Below are 14,163 nucleotides of genomic sequence, written 5' to 3' on the forward strand. Positions count from 1 at the left end.
GGGGGGAGAGGGAGGGGGGTGGGGGGAGGATGGGGGGGGGGACAAGAAAGCACGCCCCCGCGGCTCGGAGGGGGGACCGGGCCGAACCCCCCCCCCCCCCCCCCCCGCCGCCCCGTTCTCCCTCTTACAGCCCCAGCGCCTTCGCTTCCTTCTCCGGGGCCAGGCCCACCACCGGACGGTCGGGGCGTTGCGGGGCCCGGCCGCCGATCGAACGGAGCCAGGCCCAGGTGTCCGCGACCGTCTCCGCGACGGGCCGCGCCCGTAGCCCCGCGGCCACCGCCTTCTGCGTCGACGTGCGGTGCATGGAGTCGTACATTTCCCCTGGAGGCGCCCACACGGGGAGTTCCATCCATGGTTCGATGCCGTGCTCGGCGATCACCGAGGGTTCGGTCCAGCGCAGTTCGGCGTCGGCCGCACCGGCCACCGCGACGCACGCCTCCAAGAACTCCTCCATCGTGGTGTGCGCGAGGGGGGAGACGATGTTGTACGGGCCGTGCAGACCCGCGACAGCCGCGTCGAGAACCCACTGTGCGAGGTCACGCGCATCGATGTACTGGAGGCCCGACTCCCTTGGCCCCGGGGCCAGTACGGGACCGCCCCGGGCGACCCGGTTCAGCCACCACGGCAGCCGCCCGATGTTCTCGTACGGACCGAGGATCAGTCCCGCACGGGCGAGCACCGTGCGCTGGGCCCCGAACTCCGCGACGGCCGCGAGCTCCCCGCCCCGCTTGTCCTCGGCGTACGCCACCGCGTCCGCGTCGGGATCTCCCCCGACGAGGGAGTGGCTCTCGTCGGACCCCGCCGCTATCGGCCACTCGTACACGGAGACGCTCGACACGTACGCGTACCGCCCGGCCCGCCCCGCGAGCAGCCGCGCCGCGTCGCGCACGGCACTCGGCGCCCCCGACCAGGTGTCGACGACCAGGTCCCAGTCCCCGTCGGAGGCGGCGAGCGCGTCGAGACCGCCCTCCGCCGTACGGTCGCCGAGCAGCGACACCGCGCCTGCGGGTGCCTCATGGCGCCCGCGGTGGAAGACCGTGACCTCCCAGTCGCGCGCGAGGGCAGCCTCGACGACGGCCCGCCCCACGAACTCCGTACCACCCAGCATCAGAAGTCTCATGCCGACGACTCTGCACGCCCCGCCCGGCCGGGGGGAACCGGTTTCTGCTGGTGGCAGAGCCCGGCCCCACCGGGAACCCGATGGCCCGGAAACCCTCAGGTCAGCCAGGTCAGCGCGGCGTCGGCGGCGCGTACTTGTAACCCACCCGCCGCACCGTCTGGATCGTCTGACGGTGGTCGGCACCCAGCTTGCGCCGCAGCCGCGCGATGTGGACGTCGACGGTGCGCCCGTCGCCCACGTGCCCGTACCCCCACACCGTGGTCACCAGCTGATCGCGCGTGTGCACCCGGTGCGGGTGGGCGACGAGATGCGCGAGCAGCTCGAACTCCAGGTAGGTGAGGTCGAGTTGCTTGCCGTCGACCTGCGCCGCGCGCTGCACGGAGTCGATCCGGACGGGCCCGGCGGACGCCTGATCCTGGCCGAGTCCCTGCCCGGCAGGACGCAGCGGCTCGGGCTCGGCGGCGTGGGGCTCCTGCCCGGCCGGTACGAGGACGAGGTAGCCGACCATCGGCGGCTGGCCCGGCAGAGTGGGCAGCGTGTGCTGGGGCGCGGGCAGCCAGGTCGCGCCCGGCGGCAGGAAGTCGGTGATCTGCGCCACCTCGTCCGGGGCGACGGCTCGCAGCCGCCCCCGGCCGGGGCCGGGCAGTGGTGTGGCGGTGGCCGTGGCGGTGGAAGCGGTGGACGCCGAGAAGGAACGGGAGTTCGCCATGGAGGTCAGCTCTTTCGCGCGGAGGAGTCGTCAGTCAACGAGGACGTACGTACGTCGTGCGCGTCAGGCGAAGGCCGGGTGAACGGCTTTAGAGGGCCTGCGCGTTCGTCGCGCGGCAACACACCCGGTCGAAATCATGGTGCTGACGGGAAGGCCAGAACGGCTCGAGGTCGTGATGCCGACCTGTCGCGATGTTCCCGTAGCTGCCCATGCCCCCATTGAAGCAGATGGGAGGGGCGGCGGTCGTTCCCTCTCGCACGCTGATACGGCTCCTTGGCGAACCCTTGGCTTGAAATGGCCCCTCCGGGCGGCCCTCCAGGCGGCCGGGCAGGCGGCCAGGCAGGCGGCCATGCCGAAAGGGGCGCCCACCGATGCGGCGGGCGCCCCCTTCAGGAACGTACGAGGGAGGCACGTGGCACGTACGGGATCAGACCTGGCCGGCCTTCTCCAGGGCGGTGCAGCAGGTGTCGACGAGCAGGCGCGTCACGACGTACGGGTCGACGTTCGCGTTCGGGCGGCGGTCCTCGATGTAGCCCTTCTGCTCCACCTCGACCTGCCACGGGATACGGACCGAGGCGCCGCGGTCGGAGACGCCGTACTTGTACTCGTCCCACGGAGCGGTCTCGTGCAGACCGGTCAGGCGGTCGTCGATGCCCGCGCCGTAGTTCTTGACGTGGTCGAGCGGCTTCGAGCCCTCGCCGAGGGACTCGCAGGCGGTGATGATCGGCGCGTAGCCCTCGCGCATCGACCTGGTCGAGAAGTTCGTGTGCGCGCCCGCGCCGTTCCAGTCGCCCTTCACCGGCTTCGGGTCGAGCGTGGCCGACACCTTGAAGTCCTCGGCGGTGCGGTAGAGCAGCCACCGGGCGATCCACAGCTGGTCGGAGACCTCGAGCGGCGCCAGCGGGCCGACCTGGAACTCCCACTGTCCCGGCATGACCTCGGCGTTGATGCCGGAGATGCCGAGGCCCGCCTTGAGGCAGTTCTCCAGGTGCGCCTCTACGACGTCACGGCCGAAGATCTCGTCCGAGCCGACGCCGCAGTAGTAGCCGCCCTGCGCGGCCGGGAAGCCGCCGACGGGGAAGCCGAGCGGGCGGTCGCCCTCGAAGAAGGTGTACTCCTGCTCGATGCCGAAGATCGGCTCCTGCGAGGCGAACCGCTCCTCGACCTCGGCGAGCGCGGCACGGGTGTTGGACTCGTGCGGCGTCATGTCCGTGTTGAGGACCTCGCACAGGACGAGTACGTCGTCGCCGCCGCGGATCGGGTCGGGGCAGGTGAAGACCGGCTTCAGTACGCGGTCGGATGCGTGACCCTCGGCCTGATTGGTGCTGGACCCGTCGAAGCCCCAGGTGGGGAGCTCCGCGCCGTCCGTCATTATCTTCGTCTTCGAACGGAGCTTGGCGGTCGGCTCGGTGCCGTCGATCCAGATGTACTCAGCCTTGAAGGTCACGGGGCCATCCTTAAAGCGCTCGGTACGGCGCAGAACGTGCGGGTGCTGCGGAGCCGTGGTGATGCCGGGGAGCATGCCAACGGGCGATTTCCCGTCCATTGCTCGCATGTGAACCCGGTGTTACCCGCGGTGTATGTGGCTCACTTCACGCCTTCACTCCGTCACTGCGCTCCCCGCGTCACGCGCGTCACGTGATGACGGCGTCGGCCGCCGCGATGGGCAGCCCGATCGTCGCGTCCGCCATACCGGGCGGCACGGCTTAACGCCGCCGACAGTCCGCACGGAGCGCGCCGAAGGGTGGCGCCGTATACGCCGTGAAACCTCAGGCTCCGCACGGCGCACTCCTACCGGGACAGCGCGTCCCGTACCGCCTCCTCCGTGCGCCCCACCACCGCGGTGCCGTCGTCGGCGGTGATGATGGGCCGCTGGATGAGCTTGGGGTGCTCGGCGAGCGCCGTGATCCAGCGGTCGCGGCCAGACGCGTCGCGCGGCCAGGCCTCGCGGTCCTTCAGGTTCAGCTCCTTGGCGGCGTCCTCCTGGGTGCGCGTGATGTCCCACGGCTCCAGGCCGAGCCGGTCGAGGACGGCACGGATCTCGTCCTCGCCGGGTACGTCGTCGAGGTAGTGGCGGACGGTGTAGTCGGCACCCTCCGCGTCGAGCAGGGTGAGCGCGCTGCGGCACTTCGAGCAGGCGGGATTGATCCAGATCTCCATGCGCACACGCTACCTCCGCCCCATCCGTCACACCCCCTCAAAGCCCGTCTGGCCAGCGGCGATTGTCAGTGCCCGGCAGTAGAATTGAAGCAGTGTTCGAGGGTTCCCGACGGGGGTTCCTGACCGCGACAGGAGGATGCCTGTGCCCGCTGCCGCACTCACATCGAAGTCGAAGCGCAATGCTTCCCGGCCCGTGATCATCGACCCGACGTTCGCACCACTGGAGAAGCGACCGCTCCCGGCCGGACGGCCGCGCGAGTGGTACATCACGCACAACCGGCGCCTGAAGGCCATGCGCCTGGCGATAGCCCTCCTCGACTCGGGCGTCTATCTGGCGAACCAAGCGAGCAACACCCGGATCCGGAGCATGGCGGAGGACGTGGGAATCCACCCGCCGTCGGACATCACCTGCCATATGGTGCGTGCCCTCATGCGCTACAGCCGCTGAGCTGTCGCACGGAGGCGTACGGACGTGCACGGACGCGTACGGACGTGCGTGGACGTGCACGGACGTGCACACGGGCGGGGGTCTCAGGCCCCCGCCCCTCGGCAGGGTCACCCGTTCGCCGTATCCGGCATGCGTACGCGCCTACGGCGGCATTGGCTGCTGCTGAGAGGAGGCTGTTGCCTGGAGTTGCCGACGGAGAGGGGCCAGGGGCGATGACCACCCCGGACGAGCGTGCCCGCCAGGGCAGAGCCGCCCGCAAGCATGCCTCCCGTTCCTCGCACGGGGCCTGGATACCCTCCGCCGACCGCCCCGATCCGGTGGCTGTCCTCGAACGGCAGGGCGCGGACCGCGTACAGGAGCTGCTGCCCATCCGGTACGCCCGCATGGCCGCCTCCCCCTTCTCCTTCCTGCGGGGCGCCGCCGCCGTCATGGCGGGAGACCTCGCCGTCCAATGGCACACCGGGCTCATGGTCCAACTCTGCGGCGACGCCCACCTGTTGAACTTCGGCCTGTTCGCGTCGCCGGAACGCACCCTGCTCTTCGACCTCGACGACTTCGACGAGACCTGCCCGGGGCCCTTCGAGTGGGACGTCAAACGCCTGGCCGCGAGCATCGCCGTGGCGGCCGGCGGCAACGGCCACCCCGAAGCCAGGGCGCGCGAGGCATGCCTCGCGGCGGTGGCGGCGTACCGCGCGTCGATGAGGCGCCTGGCGGGTCTCGGCGAACTGGCCGTCTGGTACGAACGGACGGACGCGCAGGACCTGTTGCCCCTCATCCGCTCCGACCGCCACCGCGAGCGCGCGGCGACCACCCTCGACCGGGCCCGCCGCCGTACGAGCCTGCAGGCGCTCGGCAAGCTGACAGAGGAGGTGGACGGGGCTCCCGGCGTCCGCCGCATCATCCACGACCCGCCGCTCCTCGAACCGGCGCGCGCCCCGGACCTCGCGGCCGTGCGCAAGATCTTCGGCGACTACCGCTCCACGCTCGCCGAGGAGCGCCGACTCCTCCTCGACCGCTACCACTTCGTGGACGCGGCGCGGAAAGTGGTGGGCGTGGGCAGTGTCGGCACCCGCTGCTTCATCGTGCTCCTCGCCGGGCGCGACGCCGACGACCCGCTCTTCCTCCAGATCAAGGAGGCGGTCCGCTCGGTACTGGAGGACCACCTTCCGGCAGGACCGTACGCCCATCCCGGCCACCGCGTGGTCGCGGGCCAGCGCCTGCTCCAGGCGGCGAGCGACATCTTCCTCGGCTGGATGACGGGCCCCCAGGGCCGCTCGTACTACTGGCGCCAGCTCCGCGACATGAAGGGCTCGGCGGACGTCGAGGCCATGTCCGCCTCGGAGCTGCGCTCCTACGCCCGGCTCTGCGGCACGGCTCTGGCCCGCGCCCACGCCCGCTCCGGCGACCGCGTGGCCATAGCCGCCTACTTGGGCGGCTCCGACACGTTCGACCGGGCGATCGCGGACTTCGCGCTGCGCTACGCCGTGCAGAACGCCGAGGACCACGCGGCGCTGACGGAGGCGATCGCCTCGGGGGTGGTGAACGCCGAGGATCCCAGGCCGCTCTAAGAGACGGTGGACGCCTTCGCCGCGCTGCGGGAGCGCCCTCTGCGCCCATGATCGGTACGACGCTTCCGCCGAGCGGGCGGGGCGGGGCGGGCACGGCACCCGGCGGAAGCGAATCAGACGTACCTGGGACGGCTGGGCACCCTGGTATCAGAGACGGCTGGACACCCTCGTCCCCGGGACGACTAGCGGATCTCGTCAGGGACCACCGTCAGCCACCGCTTGTCGGCGGTCACCTTCTGGCCGAGCTCCCGCTGCCGGTCCGCGTTCTTCTGCTTCATCTCGTCCAGCTGCTTCATGTACGAGTCCTTGCGGTTGACCCAGACCCGCGCCCCGCCGTGCGCCACGTCCGCCGAGTGGAACAGCATCGGGCCGTCGCTCACCGGGGTGTCGCCCGCCGCCAGGACGGGCTTCTTCCACTCGTCGATGTACGTGTTGATGGCCGCGGGCTTGCCCTGGTACCAGGTCAGCGGCGCCCACAGGTTCGGCGTCAGCTCGCGCTTGGCGAGCTTCTTCTCGTCGAAGCGGCCCTCAGCGATCTCCTTGCGGGAGCTGGTGAGCTTGCCCGTCTTGCGGTCCTTGAGCTGCAGGCCGACGCCGATGACGTTCTCGGGCTTCACGTTGTAGCCGTACTTGGGGTCGGCGAGGACCATCCGCACCAGGTCCTCGCTGGCCGCGCTGACGACGTACACCTCGATGCCGTGCCCTTGCAGCGAGTTGTAGAGCTCCTGCATGCCGGTGAAGAACTCGGGCTTCTTGACCTCGGTCTTCGTCAGCTTCCCGTCCTCGTAGTACTCGGCGGGGATGGGCTTGTCATAGGCCAGGAGCTCGTCGACGTACCCCTTGAGCTCCTTCAGCGTGAAACCGGAGAAGATCTGCGCGGCCCACGGGTAGGAGACCTGGTCGTCGATCTCGCAGAGCCGGGTGTAGTAGCTGTAGAGGCTCTCCTTGTGCTTCGCCGTGTCCTTGAAGGGGATGATCTTCAGTGACGGGTCCATCGACTTGCGGGTCAGCACCCCCTTCATCTCCAGGAAGGGCAGGAGGGACTCCTCCAGGTCGTTGCGGTACGTCGTGTTGTCCGCGTCGAAGACGGCGTACGCGCCCTTGTGCTCGTTCTTCGCGATGACCTTGCCCAGCTTCTTCGCGACCGGCTTGGGCCAGTGCTTCAGCTCGGCCGTGGCCTTCGAGGTCTTCGCGGCGGTTCTCGCCGAGGCGTCCGCGGCCGTCGCGTCCGTGCTCGGCCAGAGAGCCGTGCCCGCGAGAACGGCCGCGGTGAGCGCGCCCGCCGTGCCGAGTACGGCCAGCTTGCCCTTTGCCTTTACTACTTTTACTGCCTTTGCTGCCATGGTTCTGTGCCCCCTGAGAGCGGTCTGCGCCCCGTCCGGAGCGGCGGGTCATCGTATGGGGTGGGACGGCGGATTCCCATGATCGACATCACCGGACGGAACGGGCATGGGTCGGCCGTGGGCGGGTAGTGGGATGGGACGCCTGCCGGGGTGCTCGGGCTTGCTCAGGTGCGTTCCGGGCTCAGGTGCGCTCCGGTCTGCTCGTGGGCCTGCTCGGGCTTGCTCCGGTCTGCTCGTGGGCCTGCTTCGGAGCGGCGCTCATCGCATACTGGTGGGCATGGAGACCGTCTCCCGCGAGTTCGTGCGGGCCGCTCCGCGGCTCGACGGCATGGTCGTGTCCGCCGTCGGCTACCGCACGGCGGGTGAGCTGCCCGGCCTGCACCGCGGCCTGCCGTCCCCGTATCTGACGCTGATCTTCTCGCTGGACGGTCCCGTCGCCACCGGCCGCAGTCCCGAGCAGGCGGTCGGCCCCGATGCCATCCGCACGGACATCGTCCTGGGCGGCCTGCACCAGTCCCCGGCGTACGTCGTGCGGCCCGAGCACGAGGCGGGCATCCAGCTCGCCGTGCATCCGCTCGCCGCCCGCGCCCTGTTCGGCGTACCGGCCTCGTTGCTGACCGGTGACCTGGTGACGTCCGGCGCGGACGTGATGGGGCGCCGCGCCGTCGACGTACGGGAGCTGCTGTGCGAGCAGGGTGGGTGGGAGGAGCGATTCGCCTCCCTGTCCGGCTACCTGAGGCAGCGCGTGGCCGACGCCGACGCGAACGGAGCCGTACGGCCCGAGGTCGCCGAGGCCTGGGCCTGGCTGGCCCGGCACCGGGGCGTCGGCACCCTGCGCGGCCTCTCCCGGCACGTGGCGCTCAGCGAACGCCGCCTGACCACGCTCTTCCGTGCCGAGACGGGCCTGAGCCCCAAGCAGGCGGGCCGTCTGATGCGCTTCCAGCGCGCCCGCGACGCCGTCGTACGCCCTGTCGCCTCGGGTGGCGCCCCCGACCTGGCCCGCGTCGCCGCCGACTGCGGCTACTACGACCACTCCCATCTGGTACGGGACTTCCGGCAGTACACCGGGGTGAGTCCCAGCGGCTGGCTGGCCGAAGAGTGCCGGAATATCCAAGCCGGGAGCCATGGCGGGGGCGAAGAGTAGGACTCATGGACACCAACGAGAAGCAGCAGTCCCAGTCCCAGCCTCAGTCCAAGCCCCAGTCCCAGGCCCAGCCCCAGTCCCAGCCCCGGTCGACCTCCGCTTCGGCCGGGCGCGCCCCCGATGTCTGGCCGTCGCTCCAGGCCAACGACGCCCCCGCCCTGATCGACTTCCTGGTCGGCACGGTCGGCTTCCTGCGCACCGCCGTCTACGAGGACGGCGACCGCGTGGCCCACGCCGAGCTCGACTGGCCCGAGGGCGGCGCCGTCATGCTCGGCTCGTACGACGAGAAGTCGCAGGACTGGTGCCTGAAGCCGGGCACCTTCGGCGCGTACGTCGTCACCGATCACGTGGACGACCTCTACCAGCGGCTCAGCGCCGCCGGAGTCGAGATCATCCGTGAGATCGAGGACCAGCCGTACGGCAGCCGGGAGTTCGCGATCGCCGACCCCGAGGGCAACAAGTGGTCCTTCGGCACCTACCGCGGCGCACCGAGGCCCGACCAGGCGTCCTGACCGGGCTTCCTGCTCAGGCGTCCTGACCAGGCATTCTGAGGGGTGCCCTGACCTCGCGTGATAGCTTGCGGACGCCAGTCGACCCACACCAGGGCCAGGGAATCCGGTGCGAATCCGGAACTGACGCGCAGCGGTGAGGGGGTACGGGCGGGGCCACGGCCACTGGGCGTCCACGGACGCCTGGGAAGGCGCCCCGTCCGGCCGATCCCCGAGTCCGAAGACCTGCTGGCCGCCTTCGCCCGCGCACCGAGCGGCGGAGGTGACGAAGCAGGCCAGGCTCCGCGTATGAGCCGTGAGACTCAAGGGATCGTGTGTCCTCCACAGCCCGTCGTGTACGTATACCCGTCTTCCTCAGTTTCTTCAGTGCGGCTCTGGTCGTCACGCTGACCTCCTGCGGCGGCTCGCCTGCCTCCTCCACCACGGACAAGAAGGCCGACGGCTATCCACTGACCCTGACCTCCTGCGGCAAGAAGGCGGAGATCAAGGCGCCGCCGCAGCGGGCGGTCTCCCTCGACCAGGGCTCCACCGAGATCCTGCTCTCCCTCGGACTCGCGGACCGCATGGTCGGCACCGGGACCTGGACGGACCCGGTGCTCAAGGGACTGGAGAAGGACAACGCCAAGGTGCCCCGGATCGCCGACAGCTACCCCTCCTTCGAGAAGGTCCTCGCCAAGGAACCGGACTTCGTCACCGCGTCCTTCCTGGCGACGGTCAGCAAGGGCGGCGTCGCGGACCGCGCCAAGTTCGCCGAACTCGGCGTACCCGCCTACGTCTCACCGTCCGACTGCGCGGGCAAGGACAACAGCGGCGACGGTGACGGCAAGCGGGTCAAGACGCTGACCATGGACACGGTGTACGGCGAGGTGCGGGACCTGGCCAAGGCCTTCGGGGTCGAGAAGCGCGGCGAACGCCTGATCACGGAGCTCAAGGGCCGGGTGGCGAAGGCAACGAAGGAGATCGACGCGTCCGACACGACCCTCCTCTACTGGTTCGCCAACTCCGACGCCCCCTACATCGCGGGCTGCTGCGGAGCGCCGGGCATCATCACCCGCGAGCTCGGCACGGAGAACGTCTTCGACGACACCCGCGAGGAGTGGCCCCAGATCAACTGGGAGACGGTGGCGGACCGCGACCCGGACGTCCTGGTCATCGGCGACCTCACCCGCAAGTCGCAGACGGCTGAGAGCGCGAAGAAGAAGATCGAGTTCCTGGAGTCCAACCCGGTCACCAAGAACCTGACCGCGGTGAAGAAGAAGCGGTACGTGCTGCTGAGCGGCCAGGCCATGAACCCGTCGATCCGTACGGTGGACGGCGTTGAGCAAGTCGCCGACGCGTTGCGCGAGTTCGGGCTCGACAAGTGAGGGGTGGCGCCGGTGTCGGCGCCGGTGCCCGTGCCCGTGTCGGTCTCGGTGTCGGCGCCGGTTCCCGTGTCGGCGTCGCGGGCGGTGTACGCCGCGCCCTGCTCTGGACGACGGGACTCGCCGCCCTCGCCCTCTCCGTGGCGGTGGCCGTCACGATCGGCCCCGCCGACATCTCCGTACTGGACGTGTGGTCGGCGGTGGCCGCCCACCTCGGCTGGGGCGAGGCGACGCTGACGCCGATCCGGGACGGCATCGTCTGGAACCTGCGCATGCCGCGCACGCTCCTCGCGGCGGTCTGCGGCGCGGGCCTCGCGGTGTGCGGAACGGTCCTCCAGTCCCTCCTGCGCAATCCGCTGGCCGACCCCTTCGTGCTCGGTGTCTCCTCGGGCGCTTCCACGGGGGCGGTCGCGATCGTCGTCCTGGGGGTCGGCGGGGGAGTGGTGTCGATCTCGGCGGGGGCCTTCGTGGGGGCCCTCTGCTCGTTCGCCCTCGTCCTGCTGCTCAGCCACACCCTGGGCGGGAGCACCGACAGGGTGGTGCTTTCCGGGGTGGCGGCGATGCAGCTCTTCTCCGCGCTCACTTCCTTCGTGATCCTGACGGCGGGCAACGCGGAGACGACGCGGGGTGTCCTGTTCTGGCTGCTCGGCTCGTTGAGCGGGGTGGGCTGGACGGATGTCTGGCTGTGCGGGGCGGTGCTCGTCGTCGCCCTCGTGATCTGCCTGGCGCATGCCCGCACCCTGGACGCGTTCGTGTTCGGCCAGGACGCGGCGGCGACGCTGGGAGTCCACGTGGCCCGTACCCGCCTCCTGCTGCTCTCCACCACGGCCCTGCTCACGGCGGCGCTGGTCAGCAGCGCGGGCGCCATCGGCTTCGTCGGCCTGGTCCTGCCGCACGCGGCCCGCGCCCTGGTCGGCTCGGGGCACGCGCGACTGCTCCCGGTCACGGCGCTCGCGGGCGCGGTGTTCCTGGTGTGGGTGGACACGCTCGCCCGTACGGTCCTGGACCCGCAGGAGGTCCCGGTGGGCGTGGTGACGTCCCTGATCGGCGTACCGGCATTCGTCCTGGTCCTCTACCGCACGCGAAAGGCGACGTGACCGACGACGTGATCGAGGACATGACGGACGACATGACCAACGCCGTGACCGACAACATGACCGCCGCCGTGACCGGCGACGTGATCCCGCACGCTGCTGTCCCCGGCCTGCGAGCCGACCGAGTGACCAGAACGGCGGGCGGCCACCTCATAGTCGACGGAGTGACCCTGGCCCCGCCCCCCGGAGCGACGGTCGGCCTGCTCGGCCCGAACGGCTCGGGCAAGTCCACCCTCCTGCGCATCCTGGCGGGCGTCCTGGCCCCGGCATCGGGAGCGGTCACGCTGGACGGCCGTCCACTGCGGGACGTGGGCCGCCGCACGGTGGCACGCAGGGTGGCGGTGGTGGACCAGGACGCCACCACGCAGGTCGAGTTGTCGGTGGAGGAGGTCGTACGCCTGGGCCGCATCCCGCACCGCAGAGCGTGGTCCCCGTCCACGCCCAAGGACGACGAGGCGGTCCACGAGGCGCTGACCCGCACAGGCCTCGCCGACCGCGCGGGCCAGTCCTGGCACACCCTCTCCGGCGGCGAACGCCAACGGGTCCAGATAGCCAGGGCCCTGGCCCAGGCCCCCGAGGAACTCCTCCTGGACGAGCCGACCAACCACCTGGACATCCAGCACCAACTGGACCTCCTGTCCCTGGTCGCCGACCTCCCTCTGACCAGCGTGATCGCCCTGCACGACCTGAACCTGGCCGCCATGTTCTGCGATCACGTACTGGTCCTGCGTGAAGGCGTGGCCCACGCGGCGGGCACACCGTCCGAGGTGATCACGGAGGAGCTGATCGCGAAGGTGTACGGGGTACGGGCGGTGGTGACGAGGGTGGACGACGGCCCGGACAGCCGCCCGTCGATCCGCTTCCTGAGGGGCTGAGTTCCTCTCCGAGGTGTCCGCGAGGCCAGTCAGTCGAGCTGCAGACGTTCGGCGAGGCCCGCGGCGGTGAAGGCGACGACGAGTTCGGTGCGGCCCTCGGTGAAGTGGGCCCAGCTGTCGAAGTGGACGGGTACGACCCGGCGCGCGCCGAGGATCTTCGTGGCCTCGGCGGCCTGGGCGCTGTCGAGGACGATGGGTGCGCCGTCGAACAAGAGGGGGAAGCGGGGCGCGCCGGCGAAGAGGACGGCGGTGTCCACAGGGCCGAAGCGCGCGGCCGTCTCCTCGACCGCGGTGAGCGAGGCGTTGTCGCCGCTGACGTAGACCGTGGGCAGGCCGTCGCCGGTCAGGACGAAGCCGACGACCTCGCCGGTGAGCGGTTCGACGTCCTCGCGCTTGCCGGGACCGTGCACGGCGGGCACGCCCGTCACGGTCACGTGGCCGCCGCCGGGCCGGTCGAGCTCGACGGACTCCCAGTCGTGCAGCCCCTTCGCCCTGTCCCCGAGGCTGTCGCGCAGGCGGCGCCCGCCACCGGGCGTGGTGAGGGTGAGCGGTACGTCGGCGAGCAGGGCGCGGCCGGAGACATCGAGGTTGTCGGGGTGCTCGTCGTGCGAGAGCAGGACCACGTCGACGGGGCCGAGCGCGGAGCGGGGGACGGAAGCGGGCGCGGTCTTGGTCAGGCCGGGACCGCCCGGGGCCGGGTACTCGCCGGGTGCGTCGAAGGTGGGGTCGGTGAGGAACCTCAGACCGCCGTACTCGAAGAGGGCGGTCGGGCCGCCGAAGACGCGTACGGGGAACTGCTCGTCGGCCGTGCCGGAAGCAGCCATGGAGGACGTGGATGACATGGGGGAGATACACCTCACGGATGGGAAACAATCTATCCGTGAGAAACGGTAGCCGCCTCTCACGGATGAAGGCAATGCGTACCATGAGAAAGGTGAACGAGATCCAGACGGCCGAGCCTGCGGAGCTGGCCGAAACTACCGAGTCGGCGCCGCTGCCCGCCGAGCCGGTGTCACCGCCCACCGAGTCGGCCGAGCCGACGTCACTTCCCGCCGAGTCGGCCGAGCAGGTGTCACCGCCTACCGGGTCGGCCGAGCAGGTGTCACCGTCTACCGGGTCGGCCGAGCTGACCTCACCGCCCACCGAGCCCGCGCCACCGCCCGCGCCGGGAGCGGACCAGTACCCCGCACTCGACTTCGCCAACAGCGCCATCGCCCTGCCCGGCGGCCAGTTCACCGACTTCCTTGGCACCCCGGCGGCCGCGAACCGGTGGCTCACCGAACGCGACCTGGCACCGGCCGACTCGGGTCTGCAGGAGATGTGTACGGCTCAGCTGCGCACCCTGCGGGAACAGATCCGTTCCCTGCTCGCCGCCAGGCTGGACGGCTGCGCACCCCCGGCGAGCGCGCTTGCCGCCCTCAACGAGGCCCTGACCAGGGCACCCGCGGCCTCCCTGCTCCACTGGGACCCCGCACGCGGCATGTACCGCGCCGCGTCCCACCCCACGACGCAGATCGTCGAGCACGCCCTGGCGACCCTCGCCGCCGACGCCGCCGCCCTGCTCACAGGCCCCGACGCCGAACGCCTTACCGCCTGCGGCTCCCCTCCCTGCAACCGCTACTTGCTGCGCCACGGCCGCCGCCACTGGTGCTCAACGCGCTGCGGAGACCGCGCCCGCGCGGCCCGCGCGTACGCCCGGCGTACGCGGCAGAAGTCGGCCTGATACGGCCGACACGGCTCGGTCTGATCCCGGCCCACACCGCCAGGCAAACGAGGGCCGCCACCCCGACTCACTCCGGAGCGGCGGCCCTTGGCCTCTTCGGTCTCGCCCG

General features: G+C 70.8%; 14 protein-coding genes and 1 riboswitch. Of the genes, 8 read left to right on the forward strand and 6 right to left on the reverse strand.

Translation table 11 applies throughout. The annotated features are described in order from the left end of the window. Positions 1-124: 124 nt before the first annotated feature. From ACZ5CR_RS20695 to ACZ5CR_RS20710, 4 genes are all read right to left on the reverse strand, one after another. A complete protein-coding gene (locus ACZ5CR_RS20695) occupies positions 125-1,120 on the reverse strand; it encodes an NAD-dependent epimerase/dehydratase family protein (RefSeq protein WP_468859445.1) in 996 nt (331 codons plus the stop codon). A 109-nt stretch (positions 1,121-1,229) separates the two neighbouring features. Then, a complete protein-coding gene (locus tag ACZ5CR_RS20700) occupies positions 1,230-1,829 on the reverse strand; it encodes a winged helix-turn-helix domain-containing protein (protein WP_468859447.1) in 600 nt (199 codons plus the stop codon). Positions 1,830-2,256: 427 nt separating this feature from the next. Next, a complete protein-coding gene (gene glnII, locus ACZ5CR_RS20705) occupies positions 2,257-3,276 on the reverse strand; it encodes a glutamine synthetase (protein ID WP_468859449.1) in 1,020 nt (339 codons plus the stop codon). Between the two features lie 344 nt (positions 3,277-3,620). Beyond that, positions 3,621-3,989, reverse strand: a complete 369-nt coding sequence (locus tag ACZ5CR_RS20710; RefSeq protein ID WP_468859451.1) for an arsenate reductase family protein — start codon at positions 3,987-3,989, stop codon at positions 3,621-3,623. Positions 3,990-4,131: 142 nt separating this feature from the next. Between ACZ5CR_RS20710 and ACZ5CR_RS20715 the strand changes: the two genes are divergently transcribed. Together ACZ5CR_RS20715 and ACZ5CR_RS20720 are read left to right on the forward strand one after the other, a co-directional pair. Further along, positions 4,132-4,437, forward strand: a complete 306-nt coding sequence (locus ACZ5CR_RS20715; protein WP_468859453.1) for a hypothetical protein — start codon at positions 4,132-4,134, stop codon at positions 4,435-4,437. A gap of 212 nt (positions 4,438-4,649) precedes the next feature. Beyond that, positions 4,650-6,005, forward strand: coding sequence for a DUF2252 domain-containing protein (locus ACZ5CR_RS20720; RefSeq protein ID WP_468859455.1), 1,356 nt, complete (start codon positions 4,650-4,652; stop codon positions 6,003-6,005). A gap of 182 nt (positions 6,006-6,187) precedes the next feature. On the opposite strand, the gene ACZ5CR_RS20725 is transcribed toward ACZ5CR_RS20720, so the two are convergent. Continuing rightward, complete coding sequence (locus ACZ5CR_RS20725) at positions 6,188-7,348, reverse strand: HAD family hydrolase (protein WP_468859456.1); 1,161 nt, start codon at positions 7,346-7,348, stop codon at positions 6,188-6,190. Between the two features lie 277 nt (positions 7,349-7,625). On the opposite strand from ACZ5CR_RS20725, the gene ACZ5CR_RS20730 reads away from it, so the two are divergent. The 5 genes from ACZ5CR_RS20730 (at position 7,626) to ACZ5CR_RS20750 (ending at position 12,331) form a co-directional block, all read left to right on the forward strand. Further along, on the forward strand, positions 7,626-8,492 hold the full coding sequence (locus ACZ5CR_RS20730; RefSeq protein ID WP_468859458.1) for an AraC family transcriptional regulator: 867 nt from the start codon (positions 7,626-7,628) through the stop codon (positions 8,490-8,492). A 5-nt stretch (positions 8,493-8,497) separates the two neighbouring features. Further along, positions 8,498-9,004: a VOC family protein gene (locus ACZ5CR_RS20735; protein WP_468859460.1), complete on the forward strand. Its 507-nt coding sequence runs from the start codon at positions 8,498-8,500 to the stop codon at positions 9,002-9,004. A 58-nt stretch (positions 9,005-9,062) separates the two neighbouring features. After that, positions 9,063-9,248, forward strand: a riboswitch (cobalamin riboswitch). Between the two features lie 67 nt (positions 9,249-9,315). After that, positions 9,316-10,365 (forward strand): ABC transporter substrate-binding protein, encoded by a 1,050-nt coding sequence (locus tag ACZ5CR_RS20740; RefSeq protein ID WP_468859462.1) that lies wholly within the window; start codon positions 9,316-9,318, stop codon positions 10,363-10,365. Between the two features lie 98 nt (positions 10,366-10,463). Continuing rightward, on the forward strand, positions 10,464-11,459 hold the full coding sequence (locus ACZ5CR_RS20745; protein ID WP_468859607.1) for a FecCD family ABC transporter permease: 996 nt from the start codon (positions 10,464-10,466) through the stop codon (positions 11,457-11,459). A gap of 56 nt (positions 11,460-11,515) precedes the next feature. Continuing rightward, positions 11,516-12,331, forward strand: coding sequence for an ABC transporter ATP-binding protein (locus ACZ5CR_RS20750; protein WP_468859609.1), 816 nt, complete (start codon positions 11,516-11,518; stop codon positions 12,329-12,331). 29 nt (positions 12,332-12,360) lie between these two features. Here the strand turns inward: ACZ5CR_RS20750 and ACZ5CR_RS20755 are convergent, their stop codons facing one another. After that, complete coding sequence (locus ACZ5CR_RS20755) at positions 12,361-13,173, reverse strand: MBL fold metallo-hydrolase (protein WP_468859464.1); 813 nt, start codon at positions 13,171-13,173, stop codon at positions 12,361-12,363. A gap of 284 nt (positions 13,174-13,457) precedes the next feature. On the opposite strand from ACZ5CR_RS20755, the gene ACZ5CR_RS20760 reads away from it, so the two are divergent. Then, a complete protein-coding gene (locus ACZ5CR_RS20760) occupies positions 13,458-14,054 on the forward strand; it encodes an ABATE domain-containing protein (RefSeq protein ID WP_468859611.1) in 597 nt (198 codons plus the stop codon). Positions 14,055-14,163 lie beyond the last annotated feature (109 nt).

It is taken from the genome of Streptomyces sp. NPDC031274 (genome assembly GCF_055570235.1).

Excerpts from the sequence above, each read along its gene's own strand:
- ACZ5CR_RS20750 (WP_468859609.1), top strand. The coding sequence starts at position 11,516 with ATGACCGCCGCCGTGACCGGCGACGTGATCCCGCACGCTGCTGTCCCC.
- ACZ5CR_RS20710 (WP_468859451.1), bottom strand. The coding sequence starts at position 3,989 with ATGGAGATCTGGATCAATCCCGCCTGCTCGAAGTGCCGCAGCGCGCTC.
- ACZ5CR_RS20730 (WP_468859458.1), top strand. The coding sequence starts at position 7,626 with ATGGAGACCGTCTCCCGCGAGTTCGTGCGGGCCGCTCCGCGGCTCGAC.
- ACZ5CR_RS20725 (WP_468859456.1), bottom strand. The coding sequence starts at position 7,348 with ATGGCAGCAAAGGCAGTAAAAGTAGTAAAGGCAAAGGGCAAGCTGGCC.
- ACZ5CR_RS20720 (WP_468859455.1), top strand. The coding sequence starts at position 4,650 with ATGACCACCCCGGACGAGCGTGCCCGCCAGGGCAGAGCCGCCCGCAAG.
- ACZ5CR_RS20700 (WP_468859447.1), bottom strand. The coding sequence starts at position 1,829 with ATGGCGAACTCCCGTTCCTTCTCGGCGTCCACCGCTTCCACCGCCACG.
- ACZ5CR_RS20755 (WP_468859464.1), bottom strand. The coding sequence starts at position 13,173 with ATGTCATCCACGTCCTCCATGGCTGCTTCCGGCACGGCCGACGAGCAG.
- ACZ5CR_RS20735 (WP_468859460.1), top strand. The coding sequence starts at position 8,498 with ATGGACACCAACGAGAAGCAGCAGTCCCAGTCCCAGCCTCAGTCCAAG.
- ACZ5CR_RS20695 (WP_468859445.1), bottom strand. The coding sequence starts at position 1,120 with ATGAGACTTCTGATGCTGGGTGGTACGGAGTTCGTGGGGCGGGCCGTC.